The 14,440-nt window shown below is 49.7% G+C and carries 15 protein-coding genes; 11 read left to right on the forward strand and 4 right to left on the reverse strand.

The window, feature by feature from the left end; all coding sequences use genetic code 11:
* Positions 1 to 4: 4 nt before the first annotated feature.
* The 5 genes from larB to CIB36_RS00790 all read left to right on the forward strand — a co-directional run bounded on the left by larB (position 5) and on the right by CIB36_RS00790 (position 5,009).
* Positions 5 to 760 carry a nickel pincer cofactor biosynthesis protein LarB gene (larB, locus tag CIB36_RS00770; protein ID WP_093987720.1) on the forward strand — a complete coding sequence of 252 codons (756 nt, stop codon included), beginning with the start codon at positions 5 to 7 and terminating at the stop codon, positions 758 to 760.
* A 1-nt stretch (position 761) separates the two neighbouring features.
* Complete coding sequence (gene larC / locus CIB36_RS00775) at positions 762 to 2,057, forward strand: nickel pincer cofactor biosynthesis protein LarC (RefSeq protein WP_093987721.1); 1,296 nt, start codon at positions 762 to 764, stop codon at positions 2,055 to 2,057.
* A gap of 114 nt (positions 2,058 to 2,171) precedes the next feature.
* Entirely contained in the window at positions 2,172 to 3,461 is a 1,290-nt protein-coding gene (locus tag CIB36_RS00780; protein ID WP_093987722.1) for a PLP-dependent aminotransferase family protein, read from the forward strand.
* 145 nt (positions 3,462 to 3,606) lie between these two features.
* Positions 3,607 to 4,551: a diacylglycerol/lipid kinase family protein gene (locus CIB36_RS00785; protein WP_093987723.1), complete on the forward strand. Its 945-nt coding sequence runs from the start codon at positions 3,607 to 3,609 to the stop codon at positions 4,549 to 4,551.
* Complete coding sequence (locus CIB36_RS00790) at positions 4,548 to 5,009, forward strand: hypothetical protein (protein WP_093987724.1); 462 nt, start codon at positions 4,548 to 4,550, stop codon at positions 5,007 to 5,009. The genes CIB36_RS00785 and CIB36_RS00790 overlap by 4 nt, the downstream gene beginning before the upstream one ends.
* 65 nt (positions 5,010 to 5,074) lie before the next feature.
* Here the strand turns inward: CIB36_RS00790 and CIB36_RS00795 are convergent, their stop codons facing one another.
* Positions 5,075 to 5,851 (reverse strand): type III pantothenate kinase, encoded by a 777-nt coding sequence (locus CIB36_RS00795; protein WP_093987937.1) that lies wholly within the window; start codon positions 5,849 to 5,851, stop codon positions 5,075 to 5,077.
* 182 nt (positions 5,852 to 6,033) lie between these two features.
* Here CIB36_RS00795 and cls point away from each other — a divergent pair, with 182 nt between their 5' ends.
* The 3 genes from cls to CIB36_RS00810 are packed head-to-tail and all read left to right on the forward strand — an operon-like array spanning position 6,034 to position 9,091.
* Positions 6,034 to 7,566, forward strand: a complete 1,533-nt coding sequence (gene cls, locus CIB36_RS00800; protein ID WP_207739083.1) for a cardiolipin synthase — start codon at positions 6,034 to 6,036, stop codon at positions 7,564 to 7,566.
* A gap of 35 nt (positions 7,567 to 7,601) precedes the next feature.
* Positions 7,602 to 8,018, forward strand: coding sequence for a hypothetical protein (locus CIB36_RS00805; protein WP_093987725.1), 417 nt, complete (start codon positions 7,602 to 7,604; stop codon positions 8,016 to 8,018).
* 53 nt (positions 8,019 to 8,071) lie between these two features.
* Complete coding sequence (locus CIB36_RS00810) at positions 8,072 to 9,091, forward strand: glycoside hydrolase family 172 protein (protein WP_093987726.1); 1,020 nt, start codon at positions 8,072 to 8,074, stop codon at positions 9,089 to 9,091.
* Positions 9,092 to 9,138: 47 nt separating this feature from the next.
* Here the strand turns inward: CIB36_RS00810 and CIB36_RS00815 are convergent, their stop codons facing one another.
* From CIB36_RS00815 to CIB36_RS00825, 3 genes are all read right to left on the reverse strand, one after another.
* The gene (locus CIB36_RS00815) at positions 9,139 to 10,497 is read right to left on the reverse strand and encodes a PFL family protein (RefSeq protein WP_093987727.1); all 1,359 of its coding nucleotides are present in this window, start codon (positions 10,495 to 10,497) and stop codon (positions 9,139 to 9,141) included.
* Positions 10,498 to 10,514: 17 nt separating this feature from the next.
* Positions 10,515 to 10,784, reverse strand: a complete 270-nt coding sequence (locus CIB36_RS00820) for an ACT domain-containing protein (protein WP_093987728.1) — start codon at positions 10,782 to 10,784, stop codon at positions 10,515 to 10,517.
* Between the two features lie 243 nt (positions 10,785 to 11,027).
* The gene (locus CIB36_RS00825) at positions 11,028 to 11,663 is read right to left on the reverse strand and encodes an alpha/beta fold hydrolase (RefSeq protein WP_093987729.1); all 636 of its coding nucleotides are present in this window, start codon (positions 11,661 to 11,663) and stop codon (positions 11,028 to 11,030) included.
* Between the two features lie 180 nt (positions 11,664 to 11,843).
* Here CIB36_RS00825 and CIB36_RS00830 point away from each other — a divergent pair, with 180 nt between their 5' ends.
* The 3 genes from CIB36_RS00830 to CIB36_RS00840 all read left to right on the forward strand — a co-directional run bounded on the left by CIB36_RS00830 (position 11,844) and on the right by CIB36_RS00840 (position 14,426).
* The gene (locus CIB36_RS00830; protein ID WP_093987730.1) at positions 11,844 to 12,692 is read left to right on the forward strand and encodes a histidinol-phosphatase HisJ family protein; all 849 of its coding nucleotides are present in this window, start codon (positions 11,844 to 11,846) and stop codon (positions 12,690 to 12,692) included.
* 91 nt (positions 12,693 to 12,783) lie between these two features.
* A complete protein-coding gene (locus CIB36_RS00835) occupies positions 12,784 to 13,254 on the forward strand; it encodes an Lrp/AsnC family transcriptional regulator (protein WP_093987731.1) in 471 nt (156 codons plus the stop codon).
* 8 nt (positions 13,255 to 13,262) lie between these two features.
* On the forward strand, positions 13,263 to 14,426 hold the full coding sequence (locus tag CIB36_RS00840; protein ID WP_093987732.1) for an aminotransferase class I/II-fold pyridoxal phosphate-dependent enzyme: 1,164 nt from the start codon (positions 13,263 to 13,265) through the stop codon (positions 14,424 to 14,426).
* Positions 14,427 to 14,440: the final 14 nt, after the last annotated feature.

The raw sequence follows: 14,440 nt of genomic DNA on the forward strand, positions 1-14,440 counted from the left end.
TTACATGGATGTTGAAAAATTATTGCAGCAGGTAAAAGAGGGAACGGTATCCATCGAACAGGCCCAGCAGGCTTTAAAAAGCCTGCCTTATGAGGATTTGGGCTTTGCGCGGATCGACCATCACCGGAAACTGCGCACCGGGTTTGGCGAAGTGATCTTCTGCAAGGGGAAGACCAAGGAACAGGTCGCCGTGATTTTTGACCGGCTTGCCGCAAGGGACACTTCTGTTTTGGCGACCAAGGCGACAAAGGAGCAGTATGAAGCGGTGCTTGCGGTTTGCCCGCAGGCGGAGTATCAGGAAAACGGCGGTTTGATCACTTTGATCAGGGAACAGCCCCAGTACATAGGAGAAGTCGCTGTCTGTACCGCTGGAACGGCTGACATTCCAGTAGCGGAAGAATCCGCGGCGACAGCGGCGTTTTTCGGCGCGAATGTCAAGCGGTATTATGACGTGGGTGTGGCGGGGATCCACCGCCTGTTTGACAAACTGCCCGAGATCGAGCGCGCGAATGTTGTGATCGCGGTTGCAGGGATGGAAGGCGCATTGGCGGGTGTGCTGGCCGGAATGATCGACAAGCCGGTGATTGCCGTGCCTACCAGCGTGGGATACGGGGCAAATTTCCATGGACTGAGCGCCTTGCTGACGATGCTTAATTCCTGTGCCGACGGGATCTCGGTCGTGAATATTGACAACGGCTATGGAGCCGGCTATCTGGGCGCGCAGATCAACCGCTTGGTGACTGGAAAAGGGGAGGAATAACATGAAAACGTTATATTTGGAATGCAGCTCCGGCATCAGCGGCGATATGACTGTCGGCGCACTGCTGGATTTAGGCGTGGACCGTCAGAAGCTGGAAGCCGCCTTGAACAGCCTTCAGGTGGAAGGGTATGCCTTGCAGTTTGGTCGTGCGAAAAAAGCCGGGATCGACGCCTTTGATTTTGATGTGAAGCTGGAGCATCCGGAACATCCGGATGTTACCCACACCCACCCCCATCATGACGACGGACACCACCACAATGAAGAACACCATCACCACCATGAACACCAGCATGAAGGGGAACATCATCACGGGGAACACAGCCATCACCACGCGCATGTCCACCGCAACCTTGACGATGTGCTGGCAATTATCGACAGCGGGGATCTGACGCCAAAAGCGCGGGAACTGGCAAAAAAAATCTTTCATATCATCGCGCAGGCAGAAGCAAAGGCGCATGGGCTTCCCTTGGAACAGGTGCATTTCCATGAGGTGGGGGCTGTGGATTCCATCGTGGATGTTGTGGGCGCGGCAGTCTGTATAGACCTGTTGGCGGTCGATCGGGTGATCGTATCCCCGCTGTCAGAGGGATGCGGCCATGTGCACTGCGCCCATGGGCAGATGCCGGTTCCGGTGCCGGCTGTCGCTAACATTGCGGCTGCCCGCAAGGTGCCGCTTGTGATGACCGGGATTCCTGGGGAGCTGGTCACCCCGACCGGGATCGCGATCGCTAGCGCAGCTGCTGAGGCCTTCCAAGTTCCTTCCCAGATGAATATCCTGCGGATCGGATACGGCGCCGGGAAGAAAGACCTGCCGGGTCAGGCGAATGTGCTGCGCGCCTACCTGCTGGAAGAAGCGGGCGCATCGGGCGAAGAGGTACTGCAAATGGAAACCAATATCGACGACCAGACCGGGGAAACACTGGCTTTTGCCTGTGACCTGCTGCGGGAAGAGGGGGCGCTGGATGTTTGGACAGAGCCGATCTTTATGAAAAAAGGGCGTGCCGCCTATAAGCTTTGTGTGCTGTCAGAACCTGCAAAAGAGGAGAAACTGCTGCGGATTATCTTTGCGCATACCACTTCGATCGGGGTGAGAAAAAGCATTTTGCAGCGTTCCATTATGCACAGGGAGGTGCTGCCTGTACAGACGAGGTTTGGCCAAATGCAGGTAAAGCGATGCACCTATCAGGGGATAACGAAGCATTATGTGGAGTTTGAACCGGCAAAAGAGGCTGCAAAACAGCACCATGTAACAATTCAACAAGTTATTGAAGAAACGCTATCTAAAATTTGTCAATGATTTTTTTGCAGGATTTTAAAAACAATCTTGCAAAAACGCATAGAATATAGTACAATTAAAAACGACCCACTTTGGGATAAGTTTACAGCAAATCAATATTCAGGAGGCAATTTTATGATTCCGTATCAGAAGATGACAAAAGAGGAACTGCTAAAGGAGCAGGCTGTTCTTCAAAGCGCATATAAAGAATTTCAAGGCCGTGGTTTAAAGCTGGATATGTCCCGCGGAAAACCTGCGCCGAACCAGCTGGACCTATCTATGGGCATGCTGGATGTACTGACCAGCCAGGATGTTTTAGCCTGCGAAGATGGTCTGGACGCTAGAAACTACGGCTTGCTGGATGGGATTCCGGAAGCGAAGGAATTATATGCCGAAATTCTGGAGGTCAGCCCGGATGAGGTCATCATTGGCGGAAACTCCAGCCTGAATATGATGTATGATACGATCGTCAGGGCGATGCAGTTTGGTTTTGTAGACTCCCCGCGCCCGTGGAAAGACGAGAAAACAGTAAAATGCTTATGCCCGGTGCCGGGATATGACCGGCATTTTGCAATCAGCGAATTATTTGGCATTGAAATGATCAACGTTCCAATGACCCCGGCCGGCCCGGACATGGATCTGGTGGAAAAACTGGCGGCGGAAGATGAAAGCATCAAGTTTATTTGGTGTGTGCCGATGTATTCCAACCCACAGGGAATCACCTATTCCGATGAAACAGTCGCCCGTTTTGCTTCGATGAAAACTGCGGCGCCGGACTTTAAGATCATTTGGGATAACGCTTATTGCGTTCATCACTTGACCGATACGCCAGACCGGCTGATGAACTTGATGGATGCGTGCAAAAAGCAGGGAACGGAAGACCGTGTATTCATTTTCGCCTCTATGTCAAAAATCAGCTTTCCGGGTGCTGGGATCGCGGCCATGGCTGCAACAAAACATAACCTTGACTTTGTAAAACAGCAGATGTCGATCCAGACGATCGGGTTCGATAAGATCAAGCAGCTGCGCCATGTCAAATATTTTAAAAATATAGATGGCGTGAAAGCACACATGCAAAAGCACCGGGAGATTTTGGAACCGAAGTTCAATGCGGTATTAAAGAAATTGGACGAAGAGATCAAACCGCTTGAAATTGCCGAATGGCACGCGCCGAACGGGGGATACTTTATTTCCCTTGACACCATGGACGGCTGTGCGAAACGGGTCGTTGGCCTGTGCAAAGAGGCGGGAGCCGTGATGACTGGAGCTGGGGCAACCTATCCTTATGGGAAAGACCCGCGAGACCGCAATATCCGGATCGCGCCCACCTATCCGTCTGTTTCCGAGCTGGATCAGGCGATGGAGCTGTTCTGCCTGTGCGTTCGTCTGGCCAGTGTGGAGAAATTGCTCAGTGAAATGAACTAAAAAATAAGCGCCTAATATATTTAGGCGCTTATTTTTGGGTAAAGAAAGATTTTGGGGAAGAATATTTTTTACAAGTTAATGATAGATTTTACATTCCGCATGTGATATGATGAAAAAAAGCACATGGTAAGGAGGCTCCCGGCTGATGGAAACCCGACAGAAAAAACTGTTTTTTATCTATAATCCACATTCTGGAAAGGCGCAGATCAAAAATAAGATCTCAGAGATCATTGACCTTTTTGTAAAAAACCATTACGAGGTCACGGTCCATCCCACACAGGAGAGGGAAGATGCGCTGCATATGGTGGAGCAAAAGTCCGGAGAGTATGATATGATCGTATTCAGTGGCGGTGACGGTACGGTGAATGAGGTAGTCAGCGGGCTGATGAAAACAGGCCGGCGTCCCGTGCTGGGTTATATCCCTTCGGGCACGGTCAATGATTTCGCGGCAAGCCTCCATATCCCGCGCGACCTTCGGAAAGCGGCCCACCTGATCGTAGAGGGGATGCCCTTTGACTGTGACATTGGGGGATTTAACGACAAATATTTTTCCTATGTTGCAGCTTTTGGGATCTTTACAGATGTAGCCTATCAAACCCCGCAGCATTTTAAAAATATTTTGGGAAAGACAGCGTATGTGCTGGAGGGGGCCAAGCAGCTTTACAATTTAAAATCCTACCATATGACGGTATGCTATCAGGACAAGGTTTTAGAAGACGATTTTATTTTTGGGCTGATCACCAACTCTACTTCGGTGGGAGGATTCAAAGGATACCGTGGAAAAGGGGTCAAGCTGGATGACGGGGAGTTTGAAGTGTCCCTGATCAAAGCGCCGAAAAACCCGATCGAGATGCAGATCATCATCAGTGCGCTCCTGCAAAAGGAGATCAATCAGGATTTTATCACCACTTTCCGGGCGTCGGAACTGAAGATCGTCTGTGATGAAGAGGTATCTTGGACGTTAGACGGCGAATTTGGAGGCTCTTATACAGAAGTTTCGATCCAGAACCATTGCCGGGCGATCCGGATCATGACCGATCCGATCAAGATGATCGAAAGCCTGATGGAAGCAGAAAGCGAGGAAGGATGAAACGGTACCTTACCCCAGCTTTAGCAGTGTTTTTTGCGGCAGTCGTTATTGCGGGGATTATCTTTGTTGTTTCAACTGTGCATGGACAATCGGTGAAAACAGAGTCGATTTCCGCGCAGGAATTTTTGGAATATGAAAAATATGGGCTACAGGATACTTCCGGAACTGCGGTTGTCCAGAAGCTGCTGGAGGATAAAAACCAGGACGGCGAGATTTCGAATGAGGTGGTGCTGGAGGCCTTGGCGGGATCACTGCCGGATGGAGGGAAACTGGTTTCTGCCGAGATCCTGGAAGGAACACTGACGCTTGATTATGTGGCGGAAGAGGGGAATGTCTATCTTCGGCGTGTAGTACTGTCATATGACCAGGAGGGCTTGCAGAAAGTCAGCATCCGGGAAGACCGTCAAATGGTCACAGTGGACCGAAGCGGGACAAAAGAAATGATCCAACTTTCATAAAACACACCCCTTGCTGACATTAAAGTCTGCAAGGGGTGTATATTTTTAAAGTTTTATACAAATAGTTATTGTTTCCCTGCTTGATAGTCCCGGTAAATAAGGCAAAGACCGTCTAACGTGAGGGAACGGTCAATGTAAGAGAAAATATCGGTTTGCTCACCGATCACACGGGCCAGCCCGCCGGTGGCGATAACTTTCGGCTGGTATCCCAGCTCTTTGCTGATATTTTCAATGATCCGCACCACTGCGCCGGTATATCCGTACACGATCCCAGACTGCATGCTCATCGCTGTGTTGGTCCCGATCATACGCCCCGGTGCTTCGATCTCTACTTTAGGCAGTTTGGAAGTCCTTTGTACCAGAGCCTCCAAGGAGATTTTAATGCCCGGATACAAGACGCCGCCCAGATAAGCGCCCTCCTGATCGATCACGTCAAAATTGGTAGCAGTTCCAAAATCTACAACTACGATGCCGCCGCCGTATTTCCGAAAGCCGGCATAGGCGTTTACTAGGCGGTCGGCGCCCACTTCGGAGGGGTTGTCATATTTGTTCACGATCGGGATAGAAAAATTTTCCTGTACGATCAGCGGTTCGATCGACAAATATTTGCGCATGGCGTTTTTTACCGAATAAACGACCTGCGGGACCACCGAGGAGATCAAGACGTCTTCGATCGTTTCGGGAAGGATCTCGTGGATCAAAAAGAATTGCCGGATCGACAAGCCAAGCTCGTCAGAGGTAACGTCGTGATGCGTTGCTAAACGAAAGCTTGCTTTCAGTTGTTCCTGATCGAACACGCCGAACTCCATATTGGTATTCCCGATATCTACTGCTAAGAGCATTTTTATTTCCCCCAATTTTAAAATTAAGCCGGTTACCGATTTTTCATTATAGCAATAAACGCCAGAAAAATCAACCAATTTGCCGGAATAGGAATGCAGGGCTTTTCATTTTTTATTTTTATGATATAATATTGAATAAGCAATCGAATCTTGTAAAAAGCGGAGATAAAGAGGGTTTTTAGATGATCAAAAAAATGTTTAAGCTTTTAACGAGCCGAATGGTCGTTTTTGCCGTACTGATCGTGGTACAACTGGCGGTGTTTGTGCTGGGCATGATCTTTTTGGCAGAATATTTCAGCTATGTCATGATAGGACTGGAAGTGCTGTCTTTGCTGATCGTGATCTACCTTGTTTCTAAACCGGGCAATCCGATGTATAAGATCGCATGGCTGATCCCGATTCTGTTGGTGCCGGTGTTAGGCGGTCTATTTTATTTGATGTTCGGTAACCGAAATATCTCGCGCAAGATCCGCCGTTATATGGAAATTATTTATTTAAAAGCGCGTGAGGTGATCGAAAACCAGCCGAAGCAGGTTAGTGAAGAACTGAAAAAACTAGACCCGATCGCCTATAAGCAGAGCTATTATATTACCCAAAAGGCCTTTGCCCCGGTGTTCCAAAACACTTACACCAAACTACTCACCCCAGGCGAAGTGAAATGGGAGTATATGCTGGAAGAACTAAAAAAAGCGCAGCACTACATCTTCTTAGAATATTTTATCATCGAAAAGGGATTGATGTGGGATAGTATTCTGGAAGTGCTGAAAGAGCGGATCAGCGCAGGGGTGGAGGTGCGCCTGCTGTATGATGACTTAGGCTCGATCCAAACCCTGCCGGATGACTTTCGGGAGCAAATGGAAAACGTGGGGATTGAATGCCGGGTGTTTAACCGATTCCGTCCGTCGCTGGATGTTTTCATGAATTACCGGGACCATCGGAAAATTTGTATCATTGATGGGAATGTGGGCTTTACCGGGGGGATCAATCTGGCGGATGAATACATCAACGCCTACGAAAAGCATGGGCATTGGAAGGACACCTCTATTATGCTCAAAGGGGATGCAGTTTGGTCGCTGACGATCCTGTTTTTGCAGATGTGGGGAAATACCCTTTCAGAAAATGACATTGACTTTGAAGCCTATAAGCCCACGAAGTCCTATCCGACCGATGGGTTTGTGCAGCCTTTTGGGGATTCTCCGATCGACTCGGACCTGATTGGAGAAAATACCTATATGAACATTATCAATAATGCGAAGGAATATGTGTATATCCAGACGCCTTACCTGATTTTGGATCACGAAATGACGACTGCACTCTGTCTGGCTGCGCAAAGCGGGATCGACGTGAGGATCATCACGCCGCATATTCCGGATAAATGGTATGTGCATGCGGTGACCAGAGCCAATTATGCGGAATTGGTGCGGGCCGGGGTGAAGATTTATGAATACACGCCGGGCTTTATCCATGCGAAAACGATCGTTTCGGATGATACTTATGCGATCGTTGGGACCACGAATTTTGATTTTCGCAGCTTTTACCTGCACTTTGAATGTGGGGTCTTTTTATTCCGTGCATCTACGGTGCTGGATGTGCGCAATGACTTTTTGCAGACACAGCAGCTTTCTGAGGAGATCACAGAAAATGATTGTGAAAAGGTAAAACTGCCGGTCAGGATCCTGCGGGCACTGTTGCGGGTGTTCTCTCCGCTGATGTAAAAATCTTGACAAATCAAAAAGAAAGAGGGAGTTAAATGAGGTGCGGCTATTGCGGCGCAAGGGTGAAACGGACGGATATTGTCTGCAAAGGGTGCAGCGCTCCGGTTTCAGAGGTGAACCGGGCATCGAACTGGGCAATGTTTTTCGGCGTGGTCAGCTTGTTGGGAAGCTGCCTTTCCGTTTACAACCTATTGTTTTTGGTGCTGGGGCTGATTTTGATTATTGCCGGATTCCACCTTGCCAAAAAACGGGAGGGAAAAGGAAAAACAACGGCGGTTGTGGCGCTGGTGTTTTGGATTTTAGGCCTTTTGGCAACAGCAGGAGTAACGATCGTTTATATCGTCCTGTATCAGGAGGTACTGCATACTGTTTATGTACTGCTTCCGACCAGTATTTCTCAGTTGTTTGAGGAATGGTTTGGATTTTTGGGAGGGCTCACCACCACTTTATAGCACATAGGTAGCTTTGCTGGAATAATAATTTGTTAAGAAATGGAGAAATAACTATGTATCAATTAAAGGATCGTTCCACCTTTGCTTTTTCTGCGGAAAATCCAACTGGAACAAGAAATGGCGGGACCCGCGGAAAGGACTGCGAAAAATTGAATCCCTGTCTTTTGGTAAAGGAAGGGGATACTGTGACCCTGTGCGAGGTTGACGGGCCGGGGATGATCACCCACCTGTGGTTTACAGGATATATCGGTCATTCCTTTATTCTGCGGATCTACTGGGAGGGTTCTGATTTTCCCAGTGTGGAAGCGCCGATCTCCGCATTTTTCGGATGCGGATATGATGAGAATTTTGCCGATGCCGAAGGCCGGTATCCGGTTTTGAATTCCAGTATGATGCTGGTGGCACCCGGAAGAGGGTATAACAGCTATTTTGAGATGCCCTTTCAAAAGCACTGCCGGATCACGATAGAAAACAGGAGTAGCGAACCGCAGTATTTATTTTATATGATCACCGGCTGGCGGGGCGCTCTGCCGGAAAACATCTCCTATTTTCATGCCGCTTACCGTCAGGAGCACCCGGTACAGAAAGGGAGAAGCTATGTGGTAGCTGACCACATAGAAGGAAAAGGCCGTTTTATCGGCATGACGCTTTCGGTCGGGGTGAACGGGCATAACACCTGCTGGGTAGAAGGAGAAGCCAAGATATACCTTGACGGGGAGGAATACCCGTCACTGAACTACACGGGAACAGAAGATTACTTCTGCGGTTCCTATGGGTTTGGGAACGATATTCAATTGAAAAAATACCAGCCGTTCAGCGGCCTGTATGCGGGGTTATACGCGATATTAGGGGATACAAACGAAATGTATAACGCACAGAAAAGGTTTTTGCTGTACCGGTGGCATGTTGCGGATGCGGTCTACTTTGAAAAAAGCTTTAAAATGACGATGGATAATCTGGGCTGGACAGGCCCCAGATATGACGATTATACTTCTGTTGCATACTGGTATTTGGATAAACCGAAAAAACTGCCCTTTGTACTGCCGGAAGACCACGAACTGATCATGAAATAATAAATCCCTGCTGTGAACCAGTTCACAGCAGGGATTTTTCATGTCATTTAGTTTTTCAGGCTTTGCATCGGAGCCGGGATCTGTCCTCCGCGGCTAATGAATTTTGAGGAAGAATTCGGATTGATCTTCATGATTGGGCCGTATCCCAGTAAACCACCGAAATCTAACTCCTCGCCCATCTTCTTCCCGATAGCGGGGATCAGGCGGACAGCGGTGGTTTTGGAGTTGACCATGCCGATCGCCGCTTCGTCAGCGATGATGGCGGCGATGGTGTCGGACGGGGTATCGCCGGGGACAACGATCATATCAAGCCCCACAGAGCAGACCGCAGTCATCGCTTCTAACTTTTCCAGGCTTAAAGAGCCGCAGCGTGCGGCGTCGATCATACCGGCGTCCTCGGTGACCGGGATAAATGCGCCGGACAATCCGCCGACCTTGGAGGAAGCCATAACGCCGCCCTTTTTCACCGCGTCGTTGAGCATGGCAAGAGTGGCGGTGGTACCGTGGGTACCGCATTTTTCCAGACCGATCTCTTCCAGGATATGCGCTACAGAGTCGCCCACCGCAGGGGTCGGCGCAAGGGACAGGTCCACGATCCCAAAAGGAACGCCCAGCATTGTTCCAGCTTCTGTGCCGACAAGTTGCCCCATACGGGTGATTTTAAAGGCAGTCTTTTTGATGATGTCTGCGATTTCTGTGATGTTTGCCTCGGGAGCTTTTGCCAGCGCGGCCCGGACTACGCCAGGCCCGGATACGCCGACATTGATGATGCAGTCGGGTTCCCCAACGCCGTGGAAAGCCCCTGCCATGAACGGGTTATCCTCTGGGGCGTTGCAGAACACCACCAGTTTCGCGCTGCCGATACAGTTGCGGTCAGCGGTCAGCTCGCTGGCCTGTTTGACGATCTGCCCCATCAGCTTGCAGGCGTCCAGATTGATCCCCGTTTTGGTGGAGCCGATGTTGACCGAAGAGCAGACATGATCGGTAACACTCAGCGCGCGGGGGATAGACTCGATCAATTCTTTATCTCCGGCGGAAAAGCCTTTCTGCACCAGTGCGGAATATCCGCCGATGAAGTTGACGCCGCAGTCGTTTGCAGCGCGCTCCAGCGTTAAGGCGAATTTTACCGGGTCTTCTCCCGGGCAGGCGGCGGCCACGATCGCGATCGGCGTCACGGAGATCCGTTTATTGATGATCGGGATGCCGTATTTTTTTTCGATTTCTTCCCCGGTTTTTACAAGGTTCCCCGCTTTTTTCATGATCTTCTGATAGATTTTTTCACAGGCGCGGTCGATGTTGCTGTCAATGCAATCGAGCAGGGAGATTCCCATGGTGATCGTACGGATGTCCAGATTTTCCTCCTGGATCATCTGGATCGTTTCTAAGATATCATTGGTATTTAACATGAGGTTCCTCCTAACGCCTAGATTCGGTGCATGCTGTTAAAAATATCTTCATGCATGACATGGATCTGAAGGTTGTTTTCCTGTCCCAAAGCTTCCAGTGCGCTTCTCATGACGCTCAAGTCAACAGTCAGGCGGTCGGTTTCCACCAGCATGACCATAGCGAACAGGTCCTGCATAACGGTTTGGTTTACATCAATGATATTGGCGCCGTATTCCGCGCAAACTGTGCTCACCTTTGACAGGATGCCAACGGTATCTTTTCCGATAACGGTAATTACTGCTTTCATTTTTTCTCTCTCCTCGGCAGAAATTCATGTTTTGATCGCCCTTTTTTACGGGCGTGGTGACCAGTGATTTCATTATATCATATCTAACCGCCTTTTAAAAGGCGGGGAAGAATAGAATATTTCACAAATAAAAATGGGAGGCCGCGGAAAATATAGGCAGAATTTTGTGTGACAAGCTGACGAAAAATAGGTATAATAAAAATGATCTAGCCTTTGGGGAAAGGCTTTGGCATGACAGCCCTGTTAAAAGCCGGGGTCGTGCTTGCGGAAAAAGGCGCTTAAGATCAGGGCAAGATTTTCAGGCGCGTCAAGGTTTGCCTCATGGCCCGAATGCGGGAGGACCACTAGTTCCGCACCGTGGATCTGCTCTTTGAGCTGAAAGGAGGCCAGCTTGTTGGCGCGGTCTTTTTCCCCGCAGATAATCAGGACAGGGCAGGCAAGCTGGCCCAGTCTATTTTGAAAATCCAGCTCCAGCATGGAATGGGAAAGTCGGATGAATCCCTGTTTTCCAAGCCCCATACCGGAAAACGCCTTGTCAGGCATCAAACGAAATATGAGGTTCTGAGCTTTTAGCAGGCGTTTTGGCATGCGGTATTGCGTGCCGATCAAGGTCAGTGAATGGACCTTTTCCGGGTGTTCGATCCCATATTGCAGTGCAAGGACGCCGCCTAAGGACAGCCCGCACAGGCCGACCGGCCCTGTGATGCTGTCGCAGTAGTTTTCAAAATTTTGATATAATATGTCATAAGATGCCAGCTCACCGTGCAGCCAATCGGATAGGGAGGGGCAGGCGAGGGGTTCTTTTGTATGGATCGTTTGAAGCATTTGCTCCCAGCTTTCCGCAGTTTGCCCTAAACCGTGAAGAAAAATATATTGCATGGCGCATCCCCCTTTTGATAGGAAATCAATAAAAACAACAGTGCCGTATGGCGCGCGAAAGTTTGTTTTACACGGCTTTGGCTCACGCTATGGGGCTATTATATCACAAAACCCGACGGGAGAAAACAGCGTTTCGGTTTTTCTCCCGAAACGTGCTTTGAAATAAAGGAGAAAGGCAAGATGAATCCACGAATTTTAGTAGACTGTCATACCCATACGGCTTTTTCTTTTGACTCCACAACGCCGCTGGAGCAGATGTGCCGGCAGGCACTCCGGCTGGGTATATCGGTATATGCGGTGACCGACCACTGCGATCACTGTGCTGATACGGCGGATCAGGAGCCTACTTGTCTGGAATTTGACAAATCACGTGCATGGGAGGATACCGAAGAAGCCTTTTTAGGGGTATCGGCGTGGAAAGAAGCGCATCCGGATTTCCCCGTAAAGGTGCTGAACGGGATCGAACTGGGGCAGCCTTTGCAGGATCTGCCCGTTGCGGAACAGATCCTGGCCCGCCCCTACGATATGGTGATTGGTTCGCTGCACAGCATATCGGGGCATCCGGATTTTTACTATTTAAACTACCGGGAGATGTCCAAAGTGGAGATAGACCGTCTGCTGTCGGCCTATTTTGAAGAGATGCTGCGGACCGTTGTGTGGGGGAAGTTTGACACGTTGGCCCACATCACTTACCCGTTCCGTTATTTAGTAGAACAGGGAGTCCCCTTTTCCTTAAGCAGTTTTGACGATCAGATCGACGAGGTGCTCCGCGCGTTGGCGCAGTCAGGAAAGGCGTTGGAGGTGAATACCTCTGGCCTACGGCAGAAGATCGGCCAGACTTTGCCCCCGGAGAAATACCTGAAGCGGTTCCGGGAACTGGGCGGAGAGTTTGTGACCATCGGCTCCGATGCGCACCGTGTAGAAGATGTTGGCAGCGGGATCAAAGAGGGGTACCGCATTTTGCAGAAAGCGGGATTTTCTAAACTGACTTATTTTGAAAAACGGCGCCCGGTGTTGATCAAACTGTAAAGAACTTGCTTAAATGCGGATAGTTTGCTATAATAAAGCATCATCACATATACTTGGAAAAGCTTTATGATAGATCGAGGAGGTCATCAGAATGAATCAGTTAATTCGACTGCTGGAAGAAAATTCGCGCCTGACCAATGCACAGCTTGCCGTAATGCTCGGCACAACGGAAGAAGATGTAGCTCAGCAAATCAGCCGGTATGAAGCGGAAGGGATCTTGATCGGATATACGGCGGTAGTAGACCAGGAGCGTCTGGATAAGGAGTATGTAGAGGCGTACATTGAACTGAGAGTTACCCCGCAGCGCGACCATGGCTTTGAAGAGATCGCGACCCGAGTGGCCGCTTATGACGAGGTAAAGGATGTTTATTTGATGTCCGGCGGGTATGACCTTGCAGTCATCGTGACAGGTACAAACTTTAAGGACATTGCCATGTTTGTTGCAAAGCGTTTGTCTACGCTGGATTCGGTCGTATCTACAGCAACCCACTTTTTGCTGAAACGCTATAAGGAGCATGGGGTACTGATCGATCATACTGAACTGGACGAGAGGAGTGTCTGATTTCCGTGATGGACTATCAAACTATATTGTCGAAAAGAGTTCAGCAGGTCAAGCCCTCCGGTATTCGGAAATTTTTTGACATTGCCAATGAAATGGAGGGGGTGATCTCGCTGGGGGTCGGCGAACCGGATTTTAAAACGCCGTTTGCGATCCGTGCAGAGGGGATCCGCACCTTGGAACGCGGAAAGACATGGTATTCTGCGAATGCGGGGCTTATGGAGCTGCGGACAGAGATCTGCCGTTATTTAGAACGCCGCTTTGGGCTTTCCTATGAGCCGAAAAGCGATGTGTTTGTGACCGTGGGCGGGTCGGAAGCGATCGACCTGTGCTTGCGCGCCTTGGTGGACCCGGGCGAAGAAGTACTGATCCCGGAACCTAGCTTTGTTTGCTACACGCCGCTGGTAGAAATGATCGGCGGGGTGCCGGTGCCGATTGAAACCAAAGCGGAAAACCAATTCCGGCTAACAAAAGAAGAACTGCTGGAAAAAGTTACAGATAAAACCAAGGTGCTGGTTCTGCCTTACCCGAATAACCCAACCGGCGGGGTTATGCGCAAAGAGCATCTGGAAGAGATTGCCGAGGTGCTGCGGGAACGCAATATCATGGTGCTGTCCGACGAAATTTATGCGGAATTGACCTATAATGGGAAACATGTTTCGATTGCTTCGATCGAGGGGATGAAAGAGCGGACGGTTGTGGTAAACGGCTTTTCTAAAGCCTATGCCATGACCGGCTGGCGGCTGGGCTACGCGGCAGGCCCCGCGCCGGTGATCAAGCAGATGGTGAAGATCCACCAGTTTGCGATCATGTGCGCCCCTACTACCAGCCAGTACGCTGCGGTGGAAGCGTTGCGGAATGGGGATGAAAGTATCGAAAAGATGGCGACGGAATACAACATGCGCCGACGTTTGATCGTCAATGAGTTCAACCGTCTGGGGCTGCCTACCTTTGAACCGGAGGGCGCGTTTTATATTTTCCCGTGTATCAAAAGCACCGGGCTTACTTCGGAAGAGTTCTGCGAAAAGCTGCTGTTCAGCCAGAAGGTCGCAGTGGTGCCGGGAACTGCGTTTGGAAACAGCGGGGAAGGGTTTATCCGTGTTTCGTACTCATACTCTGTCAACCATATTTTAGAGGCGGTAGAACGTATCCGCAAGTTTTTAGAAACACTATAACCAGAGAGAATGGC

Source organism: Massiliimalia timonensis (assembly GCF_900186585.1).
Classification (GTDB): Bacteria; Bacillota; Clostridia; order Oscillospirales; family Ruminococcaceae; genus Massiliimalia; species Massiliimalia timonensis.

Bases quoted from the DNA above. Each gene is read 5' to 3' on its own strand.
- larB (WP_093987720.1), top strand. From the start codon at position 5: ATGGATGTTGAAAAATTATTGCAGCAGGTAAAAGAGGGAACGGTATCC.
- larC (WP_093987721.1), top strand. From the start codon at position 762: ATGAAAACGTTATATTTGGAATGCAGCTCCGGCATCAGCGGCGATATG.
- CIB36_RS00780 (WP_093987722.1), top strand. From the start codon at position 2,172: ATGATTCCGTATCAGAAGATGACAAAAGAGGAACTGCTAAAGGAGCAG.
- CIB36_RS00785 (WP_093987723.1), top strand. From the start codon at position 3,607: ATGGAAACCCGACAGAAAAAACTGTTTTTTATCTATAATCCACATTCT.
- CIB36_RS00790 (WP_093987724.1), top strand. From the start codon at position 4,548: ATGAAACGGTACCTTACCCCAGCTTTAGCAGTGTTTTTTGCGGCAGTC.
- CIB36_RS00795 (WP_093987937.1), bottom strand. From the start codon at position 5,851: ATGCTCTTAGCAGTAGATATCGGGAATACCAATATGGAGTTCGGCGTG.
- cls (WP_207739083.1), top strand. From the start codon at position 6,034: ATGATCAAAAAAATGTTTAAGCTTTTAACGAGCCGAATGGTCGTTTTT.
- CIB36_RS00805 (WP_093987725.1), top strand. From the start codon at position 7,602: ATGAGGTGCGGCTATTGCGGCGCAAGGGTGAAACGGACGGATATTGTC.
- CIB36_RS00810 (WP_093987726.1), top strand. From the start codon at position 8,072: ATGTATCAATTAAAGGATCGTTCCACCTTTGCTTTTTCTGCGGAAAAT.
- CIB36_RS00815 (WP_093987727.1), bottom strand. From the start codon at position 10,497: ATGTTAAATACCAATGATATCTTAGAAACGATCCAGATGATCCAGGAG.
- CIB36_RS00820 (WP_093987728.1), bottom strand. From the start codon at position 10,784: ATGAAAGCAGTAATTACCGTTATCGGAAAAGATACCGTTGGCATCCTG.
- CIB36_RS00825 (WP_093987729.1), bottom strand. From the start codon at position 11,663: ATGCAATATATTTTTCTTCACGGTTTAGGGCAAACTGCGGAAAGCTGG.
- CIB36_RS00830 (WP_093987730.1), top strand. From the start codon at position 11,844: ATGAATCCACGAATTTTAGTAGACTGTCATACCCATACGGCTTTTTCT.
- CIB36_RS00835 (WP_093987731.1), top strand. From the start codon at position 12,784: ATGAATCAGTTAATTCGACTGCTGGAAGAAAATTCGCGCCTGACCAAT.
- CIB36_RS00840 (WP_093987732.1), top strand. From the start codon at position 13,263: ATGGACTATCAAACTATATTGTCGAAAAGAGTTCAGCAGGTCAAGCCC.